2 protein-coding genes are annotated in these 18,277 nt (G+C 68.8%); both read right to left on the bottom strand.

Features of this window, described 5'->3' with window-relative positions:
• Nucleotides 1-7: 7 nt before the first annotated feature.
• Entirely contained in the window at nt 8-7,660 is a 7,653-nt protein-coding gene (locus AC3EO7_RS17490) for a SpvB/TcaC N-terminal domain-containing protein (RefSeq protein WP_435591765.1), read from the bottom strand.
• Nucleotides 7,660-17,829, bottom strand: coding sequence for a Tc toxin subunit A-related protein (locus AC3EO7_RS17485; protein WP_435591764.1), 10,170 nt, complete (start codon nt 17,827-17,829; stop codon nt 7,660-7,662). The genes AC3EO7_RS17490 and AC3EO7_RS17485 overlap by 1 nt, the downstream gene beginning before the upstream one ends.
• Nucleotides 17,830-18,277: the final 448 nt, after the last annotated feature.

The raw sequence follows: 18,277 nt of genomic DNA, 5'->3' as shown, positions 1-18,277 counted from the left end.
AGCGCTGTCAGAAGCGAACTGTCACCCCCGGCGCCACTACCGACTTGTCCGGTTCACCGCCGAAGAAGGTTGCACCCGCACCGGCGGCACCCGTCGCTGGTGTGATCGGCGTCGGCCAGATCCGATAGGCAGGCCCGAGACTCAGGTCGGGACCGTCGGGACGGAAGAACGGATCGAGTGTCCCACCCTTGGGAATGGTGCCCGGACTGGTTCCGATGAACGCTTGGTCGGGTCCGGGACCGATCCCTTTGACGCCAGGCGGCACCTTCCCCGGATTGATGTTCTTGAAGAATTCGAAGCCCTGTCCAGAAGCCTTGTCGAGATCGGGGATCGAGGTCGTCACCACGACGTCGACATCGCTCGTGGTCGGCCCGGATCCCTCCGGCCACGTTCCGGTCGCTTGGGCCTCGGCACGGCTGCCGACCACGTCGATGGCTTCGGGACGCTGACCGAAGCTCTGCTTGAAGTCCTGGGCGACCCCAGCCCCCTGCCCCTGCCGTACGCCGGGCACTACGGGAGTGGGCAGGATTCTCTGCATCGCGGTGCCCTCCAACCGACCCGCGATCTTGGAGCCCGCGCGTTCGCCTGCTTCGTGCACCGTGCGCAAGGCGCCACCCGCGCGCGAGGCCGCTCCCGCTGTTGCCCGGCCGACGGTCGACTCGGCTACCTTCGTACCGGCACGGCGCGCCGCCTGTCCCGCCGCGGATTGGCCGATTCGCGCGGCCGCCGATCGCACGACTTGCGCGGTCGCCGAGGACGCGACTCGGGAGGCGACTCCCTGCGCCGCGGCCGTTTTCGCGATCGCACCGACCGCGGCTCCCGCACCGGCGAAGACGCCGCCGATCGCGCCGCCGATGACCGCGGAGCGCAGCACGTGCGATTCGCGATTGTCGATATGCGCTTCGAGCGCTTCACCCAAACCGCTGCCCGCCGCGCCGCCGACGATGCCGCCGATGACGGCCGCGGCCGCGGTCCCCACCACCGGACCCGCCAGTCCCGCCGTGGCGACGGTGACGACCGTGCCGACCACGACGGCGGTGGCGATCCCCACCCATTGGCCAAGGCTCAGGTGGCCGGTCGGATCGGTCAGCTTGATGGGGTTGTCGCGAACGTAGACATAGAGATTCGGCCCGTCGACCACACCGGCGGGATCGGGACTCGTCCAGCGGCCGAGCCAGGGGGCGTAGTACCGCGCGCCGTGGTAGTAGAGGCCGGATTCGCTGTCGCGTTCCTTGCCGGTGAATCGATAGCGTTTGGGCGTCTCGGTCTGCGCGCGCACCGCTTGATACGAGGTGCTGCCGTACGGGTAGTACTCCTCGTAGCTGATGACCTGTGCGGTGTCGTCGAGTTCGAGCACCGCGGAACCGAGCAGGTTCGCCAATTGATAGCGCACGAGTTGCGCCGGTCCGTCGTCGGTGCCCTCCGTGCGGGTTTCGACGACGGCGACGCGTTGGTTGTCGTCGACGATGTGCAGGGTTTCGCGTGCCAGCGTCACCGTGCCGCCGGCGCCGAACTCCCGATGAATCTCGAAGCCGCCCCAGTAGATTCGCTCGGACTTGCGCCGCCCGTCGGCGTGCCGGGAGACCTTGCGCACCCGCGCCCCCGCCGAATCGTAGGAGTAGTGGGTGATTTCACCGCCGACCTGCCGGGCGGTCTCACACAGGTCATCGCGCGGATCCCAGCGCATCGTCGCAAGCTCGGGCATCGCGGTGATGTTGCCGTTCGCGTCGTAGTGGAACGGCTGCGGTGTGGTCGCTTGATCGCGCGCCTTGGTGGCCGAGAGCCGGTTGCTCACCCGATCGGGCTCGAGCAAGCTCGGTTCGGTGTAGAGATAGTCGCGGGTCCAGCCACCGCGGGCGGGATCGTCGGTCCGGTGCGCCATGCGCAGCATATTGCCGACGGTGTCGTACCAGTACCGCTGGACGTATCGGCCGAGGGCCGTGCCGTCGGCCGGATGGTCGATGCCCACCCGCGGCGCGTCGTCGGCATCCGGCGGGACCGGGATGCCTTGCCCCGTATGCTCGCGGCCGCTCGCTTCGATCAGTCGATAGGTCGCGTCGTAGACGTAGTCCGCGCGAGGATCCACCATGCGATTGCGGAAGAAGACCGTCTGCTGGGCGTCGTCGCGCAGCGTGGTGATGTTCCCGGCCGGGTCGTAGGTGTAGTCGAGATCCTGTAGCCGGGTGTCGGCGCGCAGGGTGGTCAGGCGGGTCAGCCGGAAGGTGGCCGTGTCGTATTCGTAGCCGGTGCTCGCGCCGTTGCCGTAGTCCACGAGGGTGCGCTGGCCGCGGGCGTTGTAGTCGAGGTTGGCGACGAAGGTCGTGCGCTCCTGAGCGCCGCGCAGTGCGACCTCGATCCGCTCCAGCAGATTGGCTTCGTTGTAGCCCGTGTACACCACGCTGCCGTCGGGAGTGGTGACCGCGATCGGTCGATCCAGCGCGTCGTAGCGGGTATGTCCGCGATAGACGTGCTCCTCTACGGATACCTCGGCGCTCCAGTCGACGACCTCCCGCTCGTCGACCGTGAATTGCCTGCCGACGTCCACGAGATTGCCCTTGAAATCGTACTGTCCGTGGATGTCCACGCCCGCTTGGTCGAACCGCTGGAACACCTGACCGCGCAGGTTGTGCGCAACCGCGTCGGGATGGTCCTCCCCGTATTCGATACGCAGGTACAGCGATTCGTCCGTCCGCTCCGGTTCCCGCAGCCACGTCCGCACCGGCCGCCGGAGGCGATCGAACTCGGTGCGGAATCGAAACCCGCGCGCCGTCCACTCGTAGGCGGTTCCGTCCAGCGCGTCGGACAATGTCAGTCTGCCGCCGGTGTCCATGCCCGCGTGGCCGACCCGGTGGCCGAGCATGTCGTAGTCATAGCGCATGACGATGCGATCGGCGGCGTCCCGGACTTCCCGCTCGTTGCCCTCGATATCGCGGACGGTCCTGGTGGCGTATGGCTCGTCGATCAATTCGCCACCGCGTCGGAAGCGATTGTGCGCCAACGACAGAAAGGTCCGTCCCAGCGTGTCGAACCACGCGTGCAACGGCGTCGCCGCGTGCTCGGTGGTGAGCCGGGCGGCACGCCGCTGCTCGGGTCCTAGCTCGCCTTCGATCCTCCGCTGATACCAGGTGCGCCGGTCGGGCAGGCTGTCGAGGTAGGGCCGGACCAGTCCACCGATATCCGGATCGTCGGCCGGATCGAGCAGCACGGTGTCGTTGCCGTCCCAGCTGTCCTGCCGCCAGGGGTCGAACACGGTCTTCGCGTAGCTGCCATCGGGATGGACAGCGGCGACGATCCGCTCCAGCGGGTCGTAGAACAGCACCGAGCTGACGCCGGCGATCGTGGCGAATTCGAAACGATGACTCGCCGTGAAGAACGGCTCATAGCTGCGAACCGGTTTGCCCTTGTTGTTGAAGATCGTCCAGCCGCTGCCGACCCATCGGGCACGCACCGCGGCGTCTTCGATCAGTCCCGGCTCGGCTTGCGCTTTCTGCTGGACAACGCGACCGAACCCGTCGGAGTAGGACAGGTGATGCTGGATGCGCGATGTGTCGCCGTCGGCGATTTCGTCGCTGTGCGTTTCCCTGGTCAGCGTCGCTGTCGCGGTCGGCAGCGGCCGGGCGTGATCTCTAGTGCGCCAGTGTGCCAGTTCGTCGTAGAGGATGCGGCTGGTCGCCGAGCCCAGGAGCCGCGCGGGATCGGCGAGCGGGTCGTCGAAGTAGTCCTGCACATCGCGGGGATCCGGGTCGGGGTCGAAACCGGACAGCGAATCACCGAGGCTCTCCTCGCGTTTGCCCATCACCGCTGTGCCTGCCAACCGCCCGAGCGCGTCGAAGGCGGCCGCGCGGCGATTGCGGTTGCTGTCGGTGATCAGACGTGGCGCGAGGACTCGATAGTCGTTGCCGTTGCCGAGTACGCGGTCGGCCGCATCGCGTTCGCCGACCGTGATCTGGTTGCCCAGCGGGTCGCGAGTGCCGGTGACCAGCAGGTCGTAGCCGTCGTAGCCGACTGTCGTGTCCGCGCCGAACGGATCGCGGAATCGGTGCGGGAGAAAGAAATGCGCGCGGGCAAAGGCCAGCTCGGCTGCGGCCGAGGTCTTGTCCGGCGAGTAGAAGACCCGTCCCGAGGGGATCCACCAGGCGTCCTCGATCCGGCGATAACCCGCCTCGCCGAGGATGGTCGGATCGACTCGGTCGCCGTACACGGCGTCCAGCAGACCCGGCGTGAACGCCTTGCGGTAGCTCTCGAACGGCAGGGCCATCGACTCGACAACACCCACGGGCAGCGGCCCGGAAAGATCGTCGCGGCGGAACACGGCGCGGGTCTGCTCGACGAGGCGGCGAGTGGGAACCCGCGGTGCGTCGGGATCGAGATCGACCTCGTAGGGCACCGTGATTTCGATGCCATCGAGCCCGGCGCGCAGCTCGGCGAACTCGAAAAGGCGTGCGGCGGGCGACAGTCCGAGCACCTCGAAGACACGGGCCTCGGCACGAAGCGGAACGCGGTGCGCATCAACGAGTTCGACGCTGTTGGTGTAGTCGTGCTCGGTGTACACGAGGTGGCGCCGTCGCTGTTGTGCACGGTCGGAATCCGTCAGCGCGAGGTCGGGGTCCGGGCGGAGTCGGCCGTAGCCGATCGCCGCGGACCGCAGGATGTTCCCGAACTCGTCGACGGCGAGGACCACCTCGTGCGAGACGCGCGGGTCGGACCGCCGCTCGTGGTGGGCCGTCAGCGTCTCGCGCGGCGACACAAGGAAGACCGCGTTGCGCAACCCGGCGGCGTCGGGTTCGGCCTGCGCCGGTTGCAGCATGGTGACCGTGTAGTTGTGCTCGGTCACCTGGTACGGAAGCCCCTGTGCGGCACTGCCGTCGTGCGCGTACACCTCGTGCCGCACCGGCTTGCCACGCAACGCGCGAACCGCTTGCCGCGCCTCGTCCACTGTGAGATCGCCGGACAGGGTGGAGTCTGCCAACGGGTGGTCATCCGGATGGTATTCGTCCGCGAACTGACGCGAGATACCGCGATCGTCGAGCATCGCGCCGGTGTGGAACCACGTCTTCGTCACCACGGGCGCGACGACCGTCCGCTCGTCCCAGTTCTGCGAGTCGGCCGATGACGCACCGTCTCCCAGCGCGGCGAGGTCTTCGGTGTCGAACTGTTCGACCATGCCGAAGCCGCGGAACTCCCGCTCGACGCCGTCGAAGAAACCGTGGTGGTAGGCGTACCGGGTGCGGAAACGGTTGCGGCCCACGGCATCCACGGTCTCCACCTGATGCACCACCTGCACCGGGAACGGTAGCCGCGTCGCCCACGGACGACCGGCTTCGGCGTCGGCGACGGCGAATCGGGTCGAAGGTGCGTAGCTCACGCGGGTGCGCGCCCCGAGGTTGTTGCGCATGTCCACCAGCAGATGCGGTTTCCGCCCGCCCATCAGGTCCAGGTAACGCAGCTGCCGTCCCGATTCGCTCGGCAGCGGCGAGGACCAGACCAGGCAGGCTGTGCCGTTCCCGAGCAGGTCGACGACGCTCACCGCCACCTTGCTGTCCGTCCGCGGGAACGCGACGCCGAGATCGTGTGCGTTGCTCCACCTGTTGCCGCTGCGATTGAGGTAGAGACGGGTGCTGTCGGCGTGCAGATAGACGACGTCGATGACGCCGGAGCCGTCGACGTCGGCCAACCGGATGCGTCCGGGGTCGAAGGCGTCGGGCTTGTCGAACCAGGGTGCGTTGTCCATCGACACTTTCGCGCCGAACCGTCCGTAGCCCAGGTTCGGCCAGTAACAGATCTCGCCGTTGCGAATGCGCACCAGATCGGACAGCCCGTCGCCGGACATGTCCGCCAGCTGGATCGACTGGGTGCTGTCGTCGAATACGACCCAGGGTCCGCGCTCCTCGTCCCTGGCCGTCGTGACCCGTTGCGCGACATCGTATCCCGCCGTCCCCAACGCGGCATGCCAGCTGAGCACTCGGTCGTCGGTGATCAGCACATCGGCATGGCCGTCGCCGGTGAGGTCGACCATGCGCAGGTTGGGATCGGCCCAGTCGATGTTCGGCCGGCGATCAAAGGGGTGGAACGCCGCCCAACCGCCGTTCGATCGTTCGCTGAAACCCGAAGTCTCGCCGAAGAACTCGACCAGCTCGAGGTTTCCGTCCCCGTCCAGATCCAGAAACTGCTGACGGCCGTTGCCCAGCGCGGCACCGGCCGGACGCGACACTGTGCGCAGCGGACCGAACCGGCCGTCGCCGCGATTGGGTTTGTAATACCAGGCGTGCGCCTGCTCGGTCAGGATGCCCGACAAGCCTTCGCCGTCGAGGTCGACCCATCGGTAGTGGGAACCGGCCAGCCCGATCGGCAGGTTGGCCGCGCTCTCCGCGTCGAGTGTGCGGAGGCGGGCGTCGACGTGTGCTTCGCTGTAGGTGAATTGCACCGGCGGCAGCGCCCGCGACACATAGCCGCCGTCCGCTGCTCGCCGAAAACCTCTGCGGCACACCGAATCGATGACCGATACCACGGATTCGCCCCGGCTCGCATCACCTCGATAGGTCAACTCGATCGCCGACACCAGACAGTCTGCGCCGACGCCGGGCTCGTCGATGTGATGGAACATCAGCACGCGTTGGCACAGCCGATAGGTGCGCACTTCGAATCCGGCGCGGTAGCTGGAGAAAGGGTCCAGGCGACATGTCCACGGCCGGTGTTCGGCGGAGGTCGGCTCGGCCGGATCGTGGTCGCCGTAATCCAGCACGACCTCGAACAACCAGTCAGTCGCAGCCGGTTCCGGACGCACCAGGCGCGAGGTTCGATTGCCGTAGCGGATGCGTTTGAGGTACCGCTGCGCCGACCGATCGGCGGCGTCTCGATTGCGTTCGTGGGCGGCGGCGAGATCCACGCCGTAGGCGTCCTCGGCCTTGTACTCGTAGCGAATGACGTCGCCGACGTCGTTGTAGCTCTCGCAGATCAGCCAGCTGAACACTTTCGCCGGGTCGCGGGGGTCGGCGATTCGACTGTCGGCGTCCCTCCCATAGACGGTTGTCACATTCTCCCGGTCGATGGATCGCCAATGCGATTGCCCCGTCTCGGCGTCCACCCACCGCTCGATGCGCGCGAACAACCCCTCCACGCGCGGACGGTATTCGTACACGGAGAATTCCCGCCCCGACTCGACATTACGGCGGTGGACCCGCCGCCACTCCCCCTCGCGCTGCTCGAGTCGTGGCACGAGATCTTCCGCGCCGGACAGGATGTAGGTGTCGGCCGCGATGTCCGGGCCTGAGCAGCGGTCCGGTTCGGACACACCGTTCTGGTATCGGGGCATCCCCCGGTCCGTTCTGAGGGTGATCGACGGCAAGCTCAGCCGCCATCCCAACCCGAACGGGCCGTTCCCGATTCCGGAGTCGTAGCTCAGCGTCAACGCGGGACCGAAACCCCGCCGCCCGGGGCTCATGTCCAACGGAATACTCGCCGAGGCCGTTCCCGTCGCGGCGTTGACGGTGAAGGTCTCACCGATCCCCCTGATGGCTCCGCCGCCTTTCGGCAGCGAGATCGCGGGCGGACGAGCCTCCGCGCCGCCGCCGGACCAGCCATCCGAGGAGGGCGTTCCTTCGTCGTTTCGCGAATCCAGCCGGTCGTCACGCGCGGTGCGGCCGGTCGCTGTGGCGTCCATCAGTTCACCCCGCAGCAGCACTCGATGTCGCGGCAACCGCACCGTCTGTCACCACCGCACGACCGCGCCTGCTCCGCGCAGTAGCCGAGGACCAGGTACGTCTCGCAGATCTCGCCCACTGAGTCCGGGAACTCGAAGACACCCAACGGCTCGGCGCGGTCGTCGTCGAGCGGACCCAGCCGGGTGCCGTCCAATTCGACTACGCCCCAGAACAGTCCGGGGAACTCGCTGCTCGCCACACAGTGCACGTCGATCCACTCGCAGGCGCACCGGTCGTAGCGCGCCGGGCGGAACCGGACGACGAAGGAGGCGCCCGGTTCCGCGCACGGCGCCTCGACGAACAACTGGATCGAGTCCACCCACCGCACCTCGCGCAGCGGCACGAACGGGAACATGGCCCCGGACAACCGCAGCTCGAGCCGCCGGTTCCACGGCCCGCCCTGCTCGCGCGGCACGCGCAGGCCGGACCAGGCGTCGGCCAGGTCGCGGCGGACGTCGAACAAGCGCTGACCGTCACCGGGCAGCCTGCACCTGGCCGCGTCCAGCGCCGCGGTGCGCAACACCGCCCCGCCCTCCCATGCGGTGAAGTTGACATGCAGCACGAGATCGCTCAGCGCCGCGGCGAAGTCGAAAGCGTTGGTCTCCGGGGGCAATTCGATGCGCCAGCGGCTGATCGCACCGGCGAACTCGAACGGCAGGTACCGCTCGTCGCGGAAGTTCAGCTCGAACATGCCGGAATCGTTCTGGCCGGAGGAGGTCGCGATCGCCTCGGTGGCGGTGTACGAGCGCACCATCCGGCTGTCGTTCGCCGCGGCCGAATAGCCGTTCGGTGGTGCCGCACAGCAGCATCCGAGGCGAACCGGCTCGTGGCAGCAGGCGGCGGGCGGGTCGATCAGTCGCGGATCGACCCGCGTCCAGCTGCTCAGCAGCGTCAATCGGCAGTTCACCCCGGTGTACGGGCCGACGACGCACGGGATGGTCACCGAGACGTTCTTGATCCGGCGCATGTAGTGGCCCGGATAGTCGAGGTCGAACATCCATTCCGGTATCTCGATCTCGGCGCTGCCGGTGGCCTGAAGCTGAAGGAAGGCGAGCGGGAAGCACAGGCGAAGCGAAATATGTTTGGTGAGTTCGTATTCCCGGCAGTTCTCGTCCAGATAGGCCTTGTCCATCCGCGCTACGGCCACGTGCAGCCGTTCACCCGCCAGCAGGCCCTCGCGCAGGTTGTCGAAATCGTCGACACCGAGGAAGGTCCGATTGGTGTAGCCCCGCTCGTAGTTGAACGCTCGCTCGGCCTTGCGGGCCGCGCTGCGAGCCAGCCCGTACATCCGGTAGTACTGCGCCGCGGTCTCCTGCTGGAGATACAGGTACAGCTCCCAGTTGGTGAATTTGTCGCGCAGGAAGTCTTGCACGCGCTCGACGTGCTCGAGTTGCCGCTGGTGGTTGCTCAGTTCCGACAGCGCCACGTCGCGGCGGCGTTCGGCGCCCAGGATCTGCCGCTCGATCTGCTCGAGCTCGATGGTGATGGTGTCGACCTGGTGCCGCCACTCGGCGAGCCTGCGGTCCCAGACGCCTTCTTGGTTGCTGAGATTGGCTCCGCTGGTGGCGTTCTCGCTCAGCGCGTTCATGATCCGCGCCGCGGTCGAGAAGCCCGCGGCGAGCTTGTTGCCGATCGGGATCTGGTTGAACTGCAACGGCGAGCCCGCGATACCGGCGACGCCGATCCAGAAGTCCGGCGTCATCCCGATGCCCTGCGCGATCGCCTCGAGCACATTGCCCGCGATGCGGGAGCCGAGGGACACCCCGGTGAGCGATTCGTAGCCGATCTCGCCCGCGTTCAGGCCGTTGGCGATCAGATTCTGGTGGTAGCGCAGCCGCGCCTGTGCGCCTTCCTTGGTCTTGCCGAGCGCCTGGACCTGCCAATCGGCGTCGCGCCACTGGTTCTGGCGCTGCTGCACGCTGAGCTCGAGCAGTTGACGTTCCTGCGCCGAGCGCAGCGCCGCCAGGTATTCGGCGTCGCCCTTCTCGTAGGCGCTCAGCAATTGCGCCCCGAGCGCGCGGACCTCACCGGCCAGTTCCCGCGCCTGCCGTACCAGGACGGTGAAACGGTAGGCGTCGCAACAGGATCCGCAGCCGTCGCCGCCGCATGGGCAGCCACCGTCGTGCCAGCCGTCGCGCCGCGGGTCCGCGCCGAAGAACGGCCGGTCGAGTCCGGCTCGCCCGGTGGGCAGGCGGCGTCCGTCCTGGCAGTGCCGCAGCAGCGCCAGCCGGTCGCCGGTGCGTTGGTAGAGCGCCATCAACCGCGGGTTGAGCGGCGCTTCCCTGGGCACGAACGACGACACCGTGCGCTCGTACCACTCGTCGTCACCCGGCACCGTCTGCGGGCGGGCGCCCAGGATCCGGTCGATCTGCATCAGCACCACGTCGGCGCGCCGCATCGACTCCGGCGTGCTCCGGCACAGCAGCGTGTCGGCCCAGTCGAGCATCGTCTCGAGATAGCGCAGCAGCAGCGCACGTTCGCGCGCCCGCCGCGCGTCGACGGCGGTGGTGGAACAGCAGACCTCGTCGGCGCGCGGGCGGCGGTCGGTATCCGTTCCCTCGGGATCGATCGTTCCGGTCACGACGACGTCGCCGTCGTCGTCCGGCTCGTCGTCCGTCGGCGGCGGGATGCGGCGGCACTCGGTCCACGCGTTGTCGGTGACGCCGGGGCGCTGCACCAGCTCGTACCACTTCAACGCGGCCTCGTACCGGCAATGGCTGCGCAGTGCCGCGCCGACGGTCAGCGCGACCGAGAACAGCGACAGCGGTTCCAGCGGCGCGCCGGGGCAGACGTAGGCGAAGAACGGGTAGGCGTCCAGGCCGCCGATGGAGAGCTGCGGTGCGGGCGGCGCCGCGATGAGCGGCAGGGTCGTGGCGGTATCGGTGGCGAGGTCGTAGCGGAAGCCGGGCGGCGTCGGATCGGCGTCGTAGCCGGTGGGGCGCAGGCCGCCGACAATCGCGAAGCGCAGTGAATCCAGTGTGCGGCCGGTGAATTCGAGCTGCGCCTGTGCCGCCGACTGGACCCGGACCGGTCGGCCCGACCACCGCTGCGGTTCGAATCGTCCGCCTCGCTTGCGCGACCAGCACAGATGGACCACCGGCACGGCGGGCCAGTGCAGCAGCGCGGGCAGCTTGTCCGGGCGGTGCCAGTCCGAGATCTCGTCGGTCGTATCTCGCCCGGTATCGGCGGATTGCGCTGTCGGTTCGTACACCAGCCCGTGTTCGAGCCAGAAGTAGTACTCGTCCACCTGCGGCTCGTGCTCGCCGCCGCAACCGCAGCAGGCATCGGGGTCGCCGTCGCACGGCGTGAATCCGGCGGCGGCCGGTGGCATGCCCGCGGCGGCGACCCGGACGAAGCGGGCGCCCATGCGGGCGGCCGTCCGAATCCACAGCGGCAGGCGGTCGCGGTCGGCGGACGCCAGTTCCCCGGCGGTCGCCGCGTGCACCTCCACGTGGACGTCGCCGTTGCCGTCGCCGTCCTCGTTGTCGCCGTTGCCTGGCTCGCCGTCGTCACCGTCGTCGTCGGTGTTGCGGATGCGCTGCAGCGGCGCGAGCCAGGACGCCTGGGCGTCGGCCCGCGGCGTCCCGAGCAGATCCATGCCCTCCGGGACCGGCCCCGGCACCAGCGCCTGGATCACCGACGGTTCGGCGTCCTGCAACACCGTCAGCCCGGGGTGTTCCTGCGGTCGCCGATCGGGCCACCACTCCAGCCCGCCCGGCACCGCGATGGTCAGTCGGCTGCGGCGAAGGCGGTCCTCCAGGAAGGCGAAAGCCTCGACTCGGCGTGCCTTTTCGAGCTCGTCCCATTCGATCCAGTTCTCCCGGTATACATCCCGCTCGGCGCAGCGCTGCCAGGTGCGGAAGGTCTCGTAGCGGGCCTCCCACAGCTGGGCGAACGCGGCAGAGACCGGGAACCCCGGTTCCAGCCCGAGCCGGGCGCGCTGCACGAACGCCTGCGCGCTGCCGATCGCGTCCTCGATCCGGCTGACGCGCGCGCACGTCCCGGTCGCCACGTCCTGGAGCAGCAGGTCGCCGAGGTCGGTGGCGCGGGTCGCGTACCGACCGGGATCGAACGGCAGCGGCACCCGACGCATGCCGCACAGCCAGGCCGCCAGGGCGTCTCTGGCCCGGACACGCAGCTCGTCGTTCAGCGTCCGGACGTCGAGATAGCGGCGCGGCGCGGCGTTGTCGAAGGAGGCGTTTTCGAAGGACCCGTCCCGGACGAACCGGGTCAGGTTCTCGTTCCCGGCATCGGGTCCGACCTCGGGACGATCCGCCACCCACCGGTACGGTTGCGCCGCATCGATGTGCAGCACGCGGAAGCAGCGTTCGAGCCGGTCCAGCCACATCTCGCCGCGCCACGCGCGAATCGCCCACGCCTCGTTCTCCAAGTCGGGCACCTGGACGACATAGTCGGCGTAGGTCAGCACGAGCGACGCGTGCCGCACGTCGACCCCGAGATGCCGCACCAGCTGCGCCGGATCGTCGGGCTGCCGCTCGGAGGCCTCGTGGAATACGCGCCACGCGGGCTTCTCCCTGGCCTCCCAGGTCTCGCGGCGCAGTGCGGTGTAGTCGTAGAGCCGCTCCCACCAGTCGAACAGCGCGGCCTGACGCGCGGCGCTCGGTGCGGCCCGCTGGTCGCCTGCGGGTGGCCGGAACGGGTCGGCGACGGGCAGCAGATCGGGATCGAACCACGCGCGGTGTGTTCCGAACGACGTCGCGCCGGTCCGCGGATAACTCTGCCCGGCAAAGCCTTCCGCGTGGTCGAGCAGGTAGCCGAGCTCCGACTGCGGTTCTCTCGGCAGGGTCGCCGCCGACAGTCGCAGCCGGTGCGCGACCAGGGCCGCCTTGAATGCTCGCTGGTAGGTGCGCCGGATGTCGCGCAGGCTGGAGGTGTAGCGGGCGCGCAGGTAGGCGGCCGCCGGATCCCCGACGTCGACGCAGTCGTCCAGCGGCGCGTCGACGTGCGTGCGATACAGCCGCCGATGCGGGACCGCGACGAGGCGGTCTTCGGTGTCGGGACCGGTGTAAATCACCTGGAAGCCGGTGTGCCGTGGCCGCACGTCCTCTTCGCGGTCGAAGGTCGGCTGCGGCTGATGCAGCTCCACGGTGATCTGGTACGTGCCGCGACGCAACTCGATCGGCGCCGAGTGACAATCCGGCGCGTCCTCACCGGACCAGCCGCGGTTCAACAGGATCCACGACCGCTGCCCACGCCGCAGGGTGACGCGCCAGCGGTGATCCTCACAGCATTCGCAGTCGGGTTCGACGCCGTCGGGTGTCGGATCGCCCGCGGCGAACTCGTAGCGGCCGCCTGCCTCCACGAGCAGCGCACCGGCCCACGTCACCGTGAAGGGCTGTGCGCCGAAGAGCGGTTCACCGTCTACGTCGCGAAGGGCGAAGCCGTTGCGGACGGCCACTTTGCGCAGCTGGTGCGGCGTCAGGGTGAGCCCCATCTCGGGGACGACGGTCGGCGCGGGCGCGTTCCACGCGTTGCGGCCCGCACCGAACGCCGTGAGCGGACCGCTCATCTCGCGCCAGGCCGGGTCGAGCCCGGCCACCGAGAACGCGCCGGTCAGCCCGGTGCCGACGAGTCCGAGCAGCGCGGCGAAGGAGCTGCCGGTCGGTCCGGTCGGCCACGTCACCTCGGGCGGTGCGCCGCTGTCGTTCTCCCACGACGCGCCGCCCGCGTTCTCGTCGCCCCACAGCGACAGCAGCAGCCTGCTGACGTCGCGCGCCTCGAGCCCCGGATCGCGCTGCGGCGCCACCACACGGACGTGCGCGGCGAGATGTTCGGCGATGATCCCGGTGCGGCGGTAGAAGCGCGCGAACTCCCGCTGGACGAAGGCGAAGCGCTCCTGTTCGTCGGGCTCGTGCACCAACCGGTCGAGGGCCGCTTCGAACTCGCCGAACAGCAAGCCGAACGGCGCGAGCAGCGCGCGCGGCGCGAAGTACAACGTCTGCACAGCCGCCTGCTCGACCTCGGTCAGCGGCCGCAGGGTGCTGAGCCGCTCGGTGACCGCGGTGTCGTCGAGCGGCAGTCGCGCCCACAGGGTCTGGCTCGCGAGGTCGTAATGGAAGGGCCCGTCCGGCGGCGAGTTCCACATCGCGGGCGCGGTGTCGCCCGCGGCCAACGGCGTGCCGAACCGGCGACGGTCGGCGGCCACCAGGATGCCCTCGCGCTCCAGCACCGACGGGAAGAAGCGTTCGCCCACGGCCTGCCACGCGTCGTCGGGCGCCGAAGGCGCATAACCGAATTCGCGTTCCAGCACGTCGGTGATCCGGCCCCAGGTCCAGCTCTCGGCGTCCTCGGCGGTGGCGTCGAGCAGCTTGCGCCGCAGCGCCCACAGACCGTGCGCGTCCTCGTCGTCGGGCAGGGCGAGCGGATCGTCGTGCGCCTCGTTCGCCGCGGGCAGCGGGAACGGGTCGTCCCCACGCAGGTGCGCGTCGGAAAACAGGAACAGCACCTCGCCGACGGTGAACTCGGACAGGTAGATCTTCAGCAGCACCTCGGCGAAACGGATCGTGGCCGTCGGTTGCCGGTGCCAGGTATCGGTCGCCGTATCGGGGTCGAACCCGGCCAGCCGCGACAGCGAGTCGAGGTTGCGCGCCATCAGTTTGGCGAGCTCAGGCTGCTCGGCGAGCTCGGGGCGCAGGCGTTCGGCGGTCGCGTCGATCCGCTCGATGAGGGTGCGCACGGCCCAGTCCCAGCGCGGTGACTCGGGGCCGATCCACAGGGCGAGCAGGTGGGTGCGGTGCGAGGGGGCCGCGGCGGTCGGTTCCGGCGCGTCGGGGTCCTCCCACGGCAGGCAGAGGAATTCCCGCAGCAGGAACAGCGCGGCCAGCTGCCGCGCGAACTCCGGGTTGACCGTGTCGTCACGGAACAATTCGAGCACCGAGCAGATATCGGCCAGCTGCGTGAAAGTCACGGCGGCACAGGGATGTTCGCGCAGCCGCCGCCACAACCGGATGAAGACGGCCAGGCGGCGCAGCGCGTCCGCGATGTCCTGTTCACCGAAATCGATCACCAGATCGTCCGGGCAGCAGGGCAGGCAGTCCGGGAATCCACCGCCTTCGCGGGGACCGGCGTCGGTCTCGCCGCCCCCTTGCTCGCGCCAGAACGGCACGTAGCCGCTGTACCAGAGGTCGAGGAATTCGCAGTAATCCAGTCCGGTGCGGCGCAGGAATTCCGGTACCACCCGGACGAATTCGGTCCAGCTGCGCTCCTCGATCTCCGGTTCCGGATAGCCGTAGACCTCGTGCAGCACCAATCGGCCCTCGGCCGGCTCGGTACCGATGTCGTGGCTGTAGAGCAGCTCGTACTCTTCCGGCGTGATTCGCAGGTATTCCAGCGCGATCGGCAACCGCAGCGGAAAACGCCAGTAGTGGGTGCGGAACGTATCCGGCTCGTGCGCGGCGTCGATCGCCAGTTCGGTGATGTCCTCGCGGAAGTGCCGCATGGCCGAGAACCGGCTGGCGCCGAGCGCTTGCAGATAGCTGCGGTTGACATCCAGCGCCTGCGGGTAGGGCAGGTCGGGATGGGTGAAGTCGGTGCGCAGCACGTCGTAGGCGGCGGGGACCGCGACCGGCGTCGCGGGCGACGAGTGCTCCGGCACCGTGGCGAACAGGGTCTGCGGATCGTGGGCCCACGGGTGGCCGCCAACGATGCCGTCGTCGGCGAGCCGGTGCCCGGCGAGTTCGTAGTTCGCGGTGTCGTACACGGCGCCCGCCGTGGCGCCGGGCGTCGTGGTGACCAGGTGCTCGAGGCTTTCGTTGACCAGGTCGATGACCGGGATCGTGGTCTCCAGGTTTGCCTTCGTCACCGCCAGATCGCCGAGCTCACCGCGACGCTCGCCGAGCAGGTCGCCGAGCAGGTCGCCGAGCGTGTCCTCGGCGTAGGGCACCGGGTCGGCGCAGCTGGAGGCGCCCGAGACCCGCAACATCTCGTGCAGGTAGGCCACCGGCCCGAGCGGCGAAAGATGTTCGGGCGGAACGCAGTCGATCAGCGAGCCGTCAGGATTCACGGGGTTGAACGGTCCCGGCGGCCATGGTTGCTCGGGTTGTTCGGGGGTGGCCTTCTCGTAGATGTCGAGTGCGTAGCCGTAGGCGACCGTTCCCGACAGCGCGTACCGGAAGTCGGCCCGCGAGAGCGCGGCGATCTGCGCGGCCGCGGTGAAGCCGCGCGCGTAGAGCGCCTCGATCAGAGAGAAGCGCAGCTCGCCCGCGTCGATGTCGGTCACCACCCACAGCTCGCGAATGGCGTTCAGCGCGAACAACAGCCACTGCTGGGCGGCCGGGTCGTCCGGCAGCACCTCGGTGACGGTGGCGACGACAGCGGTCGGATCGGGAGCGGTCGTGAAGCTGAAGTCGACGCCGCCGGAGTACACCGGGTACGTGGACACGAAGTTCTCGAACACATCGTCGTGCGAGCGCGTCAGTTCCGCAGGCGCACCGACCTCGGGTGGCGCACCGCTGCCGGGGTCGGCCTCGACGTCGAAGAAGGTACGCAGATGCCGGATGAACGCCTCGGTGCGTTCCGCGGGCGTGCCGGGCGCGGTGAAATCGGGCAGCAGTGCGGGATTCGCCGCGAAGAAGTCTCGCCACCGCTGATCGGTCACCGCGACCAGATCGGCGACGGACGCGACGTTCAGCGGCGGCGCCTCGATCGCGGCGATCAGCGCGGCTGAATTCGCGGTGACGCCTTGCAGCAGCAGTTCCAGGTACGGCCCCGGGTTGACTGTCACCTCGGACGCCCAGAAATCGGTGTCGATGGAGGTGCTCGGACCGGTGTGGGCCAGCCAGCGGGTCACCAGCGCTTCGATCGGCGCGATCAGCGGCACTTCGGTCAGTGTGTTCTCCGCCGCCCCCAGCGCACGCAGCCGCCGCGCCGCCTGGGTGGCCGCGACCGCGGGACCGGTCACCGTCAACGGCGCGGCGGGCGCGGTGATCACGCCGCCGTCGACCGCCGTCTCGAAGGCCGAGAGCACTTGCGGTTCCAGCGCGAACCGGGCCATGTCGAACCGCTGCGGCGGACCGACCTGCCCGGGCATCTGCGCGCCGAGCGCGTAGAAGTACGCTGCGGGCACCACGTAAGCCGGTGTGAGGCCGCCGTTTTCGACGAGCGCCACACCGGCGGCGTGTTTGGTCGTCGGAGTAGCGGCGTCGGTGATCAACGGGAAGTCGAAGCGGGCCTGCGTCGCCCTGATGCTGAGTACCTCCTGGGCGACCGCGGCCGATGCGGAGTACACGAACCCCGCCAGCCGCAGCGCCTCGGCCTCGTGGGTGCCGTAGTAGCCGTTGAGTTCGGCTTCGAAACGGGCGCGCGCCTTTTCGATGTCATCGGCGCTGAGTGTCTCCTCGGCGGGCGGGTCGGTGTAGAGCGCGCCGAACGGATCGAGCCCGAGCCTCGCGTCCGGTTGCGGCGGTGGGTAGGCGGTGCGGTTCCAGACGATCTCGGCGGCGATCTGGCGGCTCTCGGCGAGGGTGAGCGGGGATCGGCCGACCAGAGTGGCGTTCGCGCCGCCGGGGTCGTCGGCCAGCACGGTGTCGATGGCGCGCACCATCTGGTCGAACGAGGGCGGCTGCCCGTCGGAGGGCAGGTCGACGAAAGCGAGGTTCGGGTCGAGTCCGGCGCCGGTGGCGGGCAGGGTGACGTACGCGCTGGCCTCCATGTCGAAGTACTTCTTCTGGCTGTTCGAAAGATTCGGCCGGGTGGTGACGTCGACGTTGTAATGCAGCCTGCGGTGGGAGATGCCGAGCCCGCCCTTGGTGAGTTCGAGCCGCAGATCGAACGAGGTGGGCGTCGGGTACTCGGTGTGCCCCGCGGGCGCATCGACCACGATCACCGCCGTGGCCACCGCTTCCAGCTCGCGAGTGGTGGCGCCGAACGGATCGGTGACATCGATGTAGTGCTGGAGCAGCTGGGTGCTCTCGATGTCGACATGATTGTTCGTGGTGCTGCCCAGGTGCGGGTCGGCGAGGGCGGAGGCGGAACCGAGCTCCACTCCCTCGACACTCTCGGCGAAGGTCAGATCGTAGGCCGTGATCTTCAGGCCGGTCAGCACGGTGGTGAAGTCGTTCGCGGCCATCGGCTCGGCAGGGAAGAGCCGGAGGATGATCAAGTCAGGCATGGGTGTCTCCACAACTGAAGTCGAGGCGCACCGGAATGTGCCGCTGGGTGCGTGCAGAAACGTAACTGCCCAGGAAACCCGTCGCCTGCGTATGGGACTACGCGGATTCCGCGGCTCGGAGGCGAACTACGCGGCCGGACACGGCTTTTCGGATCGGATTTCCGGGAGATCGGTCGGTCGGCCCGGGTAGCCGGGGCCGACGCGAGACAGTGGCCGTGCTAGACGGTTCTGGAGTGATGGGCCTCGAATAGCGTCGCGCGCATCCGTTCCGGCCGACGTGTCCGCCCCTCGATATGTGTGTCCGCGACCGCCATGATCCCTGCCCCTCTGTGCGTTCATGCGCTCGGACGACCGAGACTCGACAGCCCCGGCCAGATCAAAATATCGGCAACACCGCGACCCATTGTGGCCTCTGATACCCCTGCCGCGCCGGGAAATCCCGGCATCC

The sequence above is a fragment of the Nocardia sp. bgisy118 genome (assembly GCF_057708605.1).
This window is presented reverse-complemented; position numbering and strand designations above follow the sequence as displayed.

Excerpts from the sequence above, each read along its gene's own strand:
- AC3EO7_RS17490 (WP_435591765.1), bottom strand. The coding sequence starts at position 7,660 with ATGGACGCCACAGCGACCGGCCGCACCGCGCGTGACGACCGGCTGGAT.
- AC3EO7_RS17485 (WP_435591764.1), bottom strand. The coding sequence starts at position 17,829 with ATGCCTGACTTGATCATCCTCCGGCTCTTCCCTGCCGAGCCGATGGCC.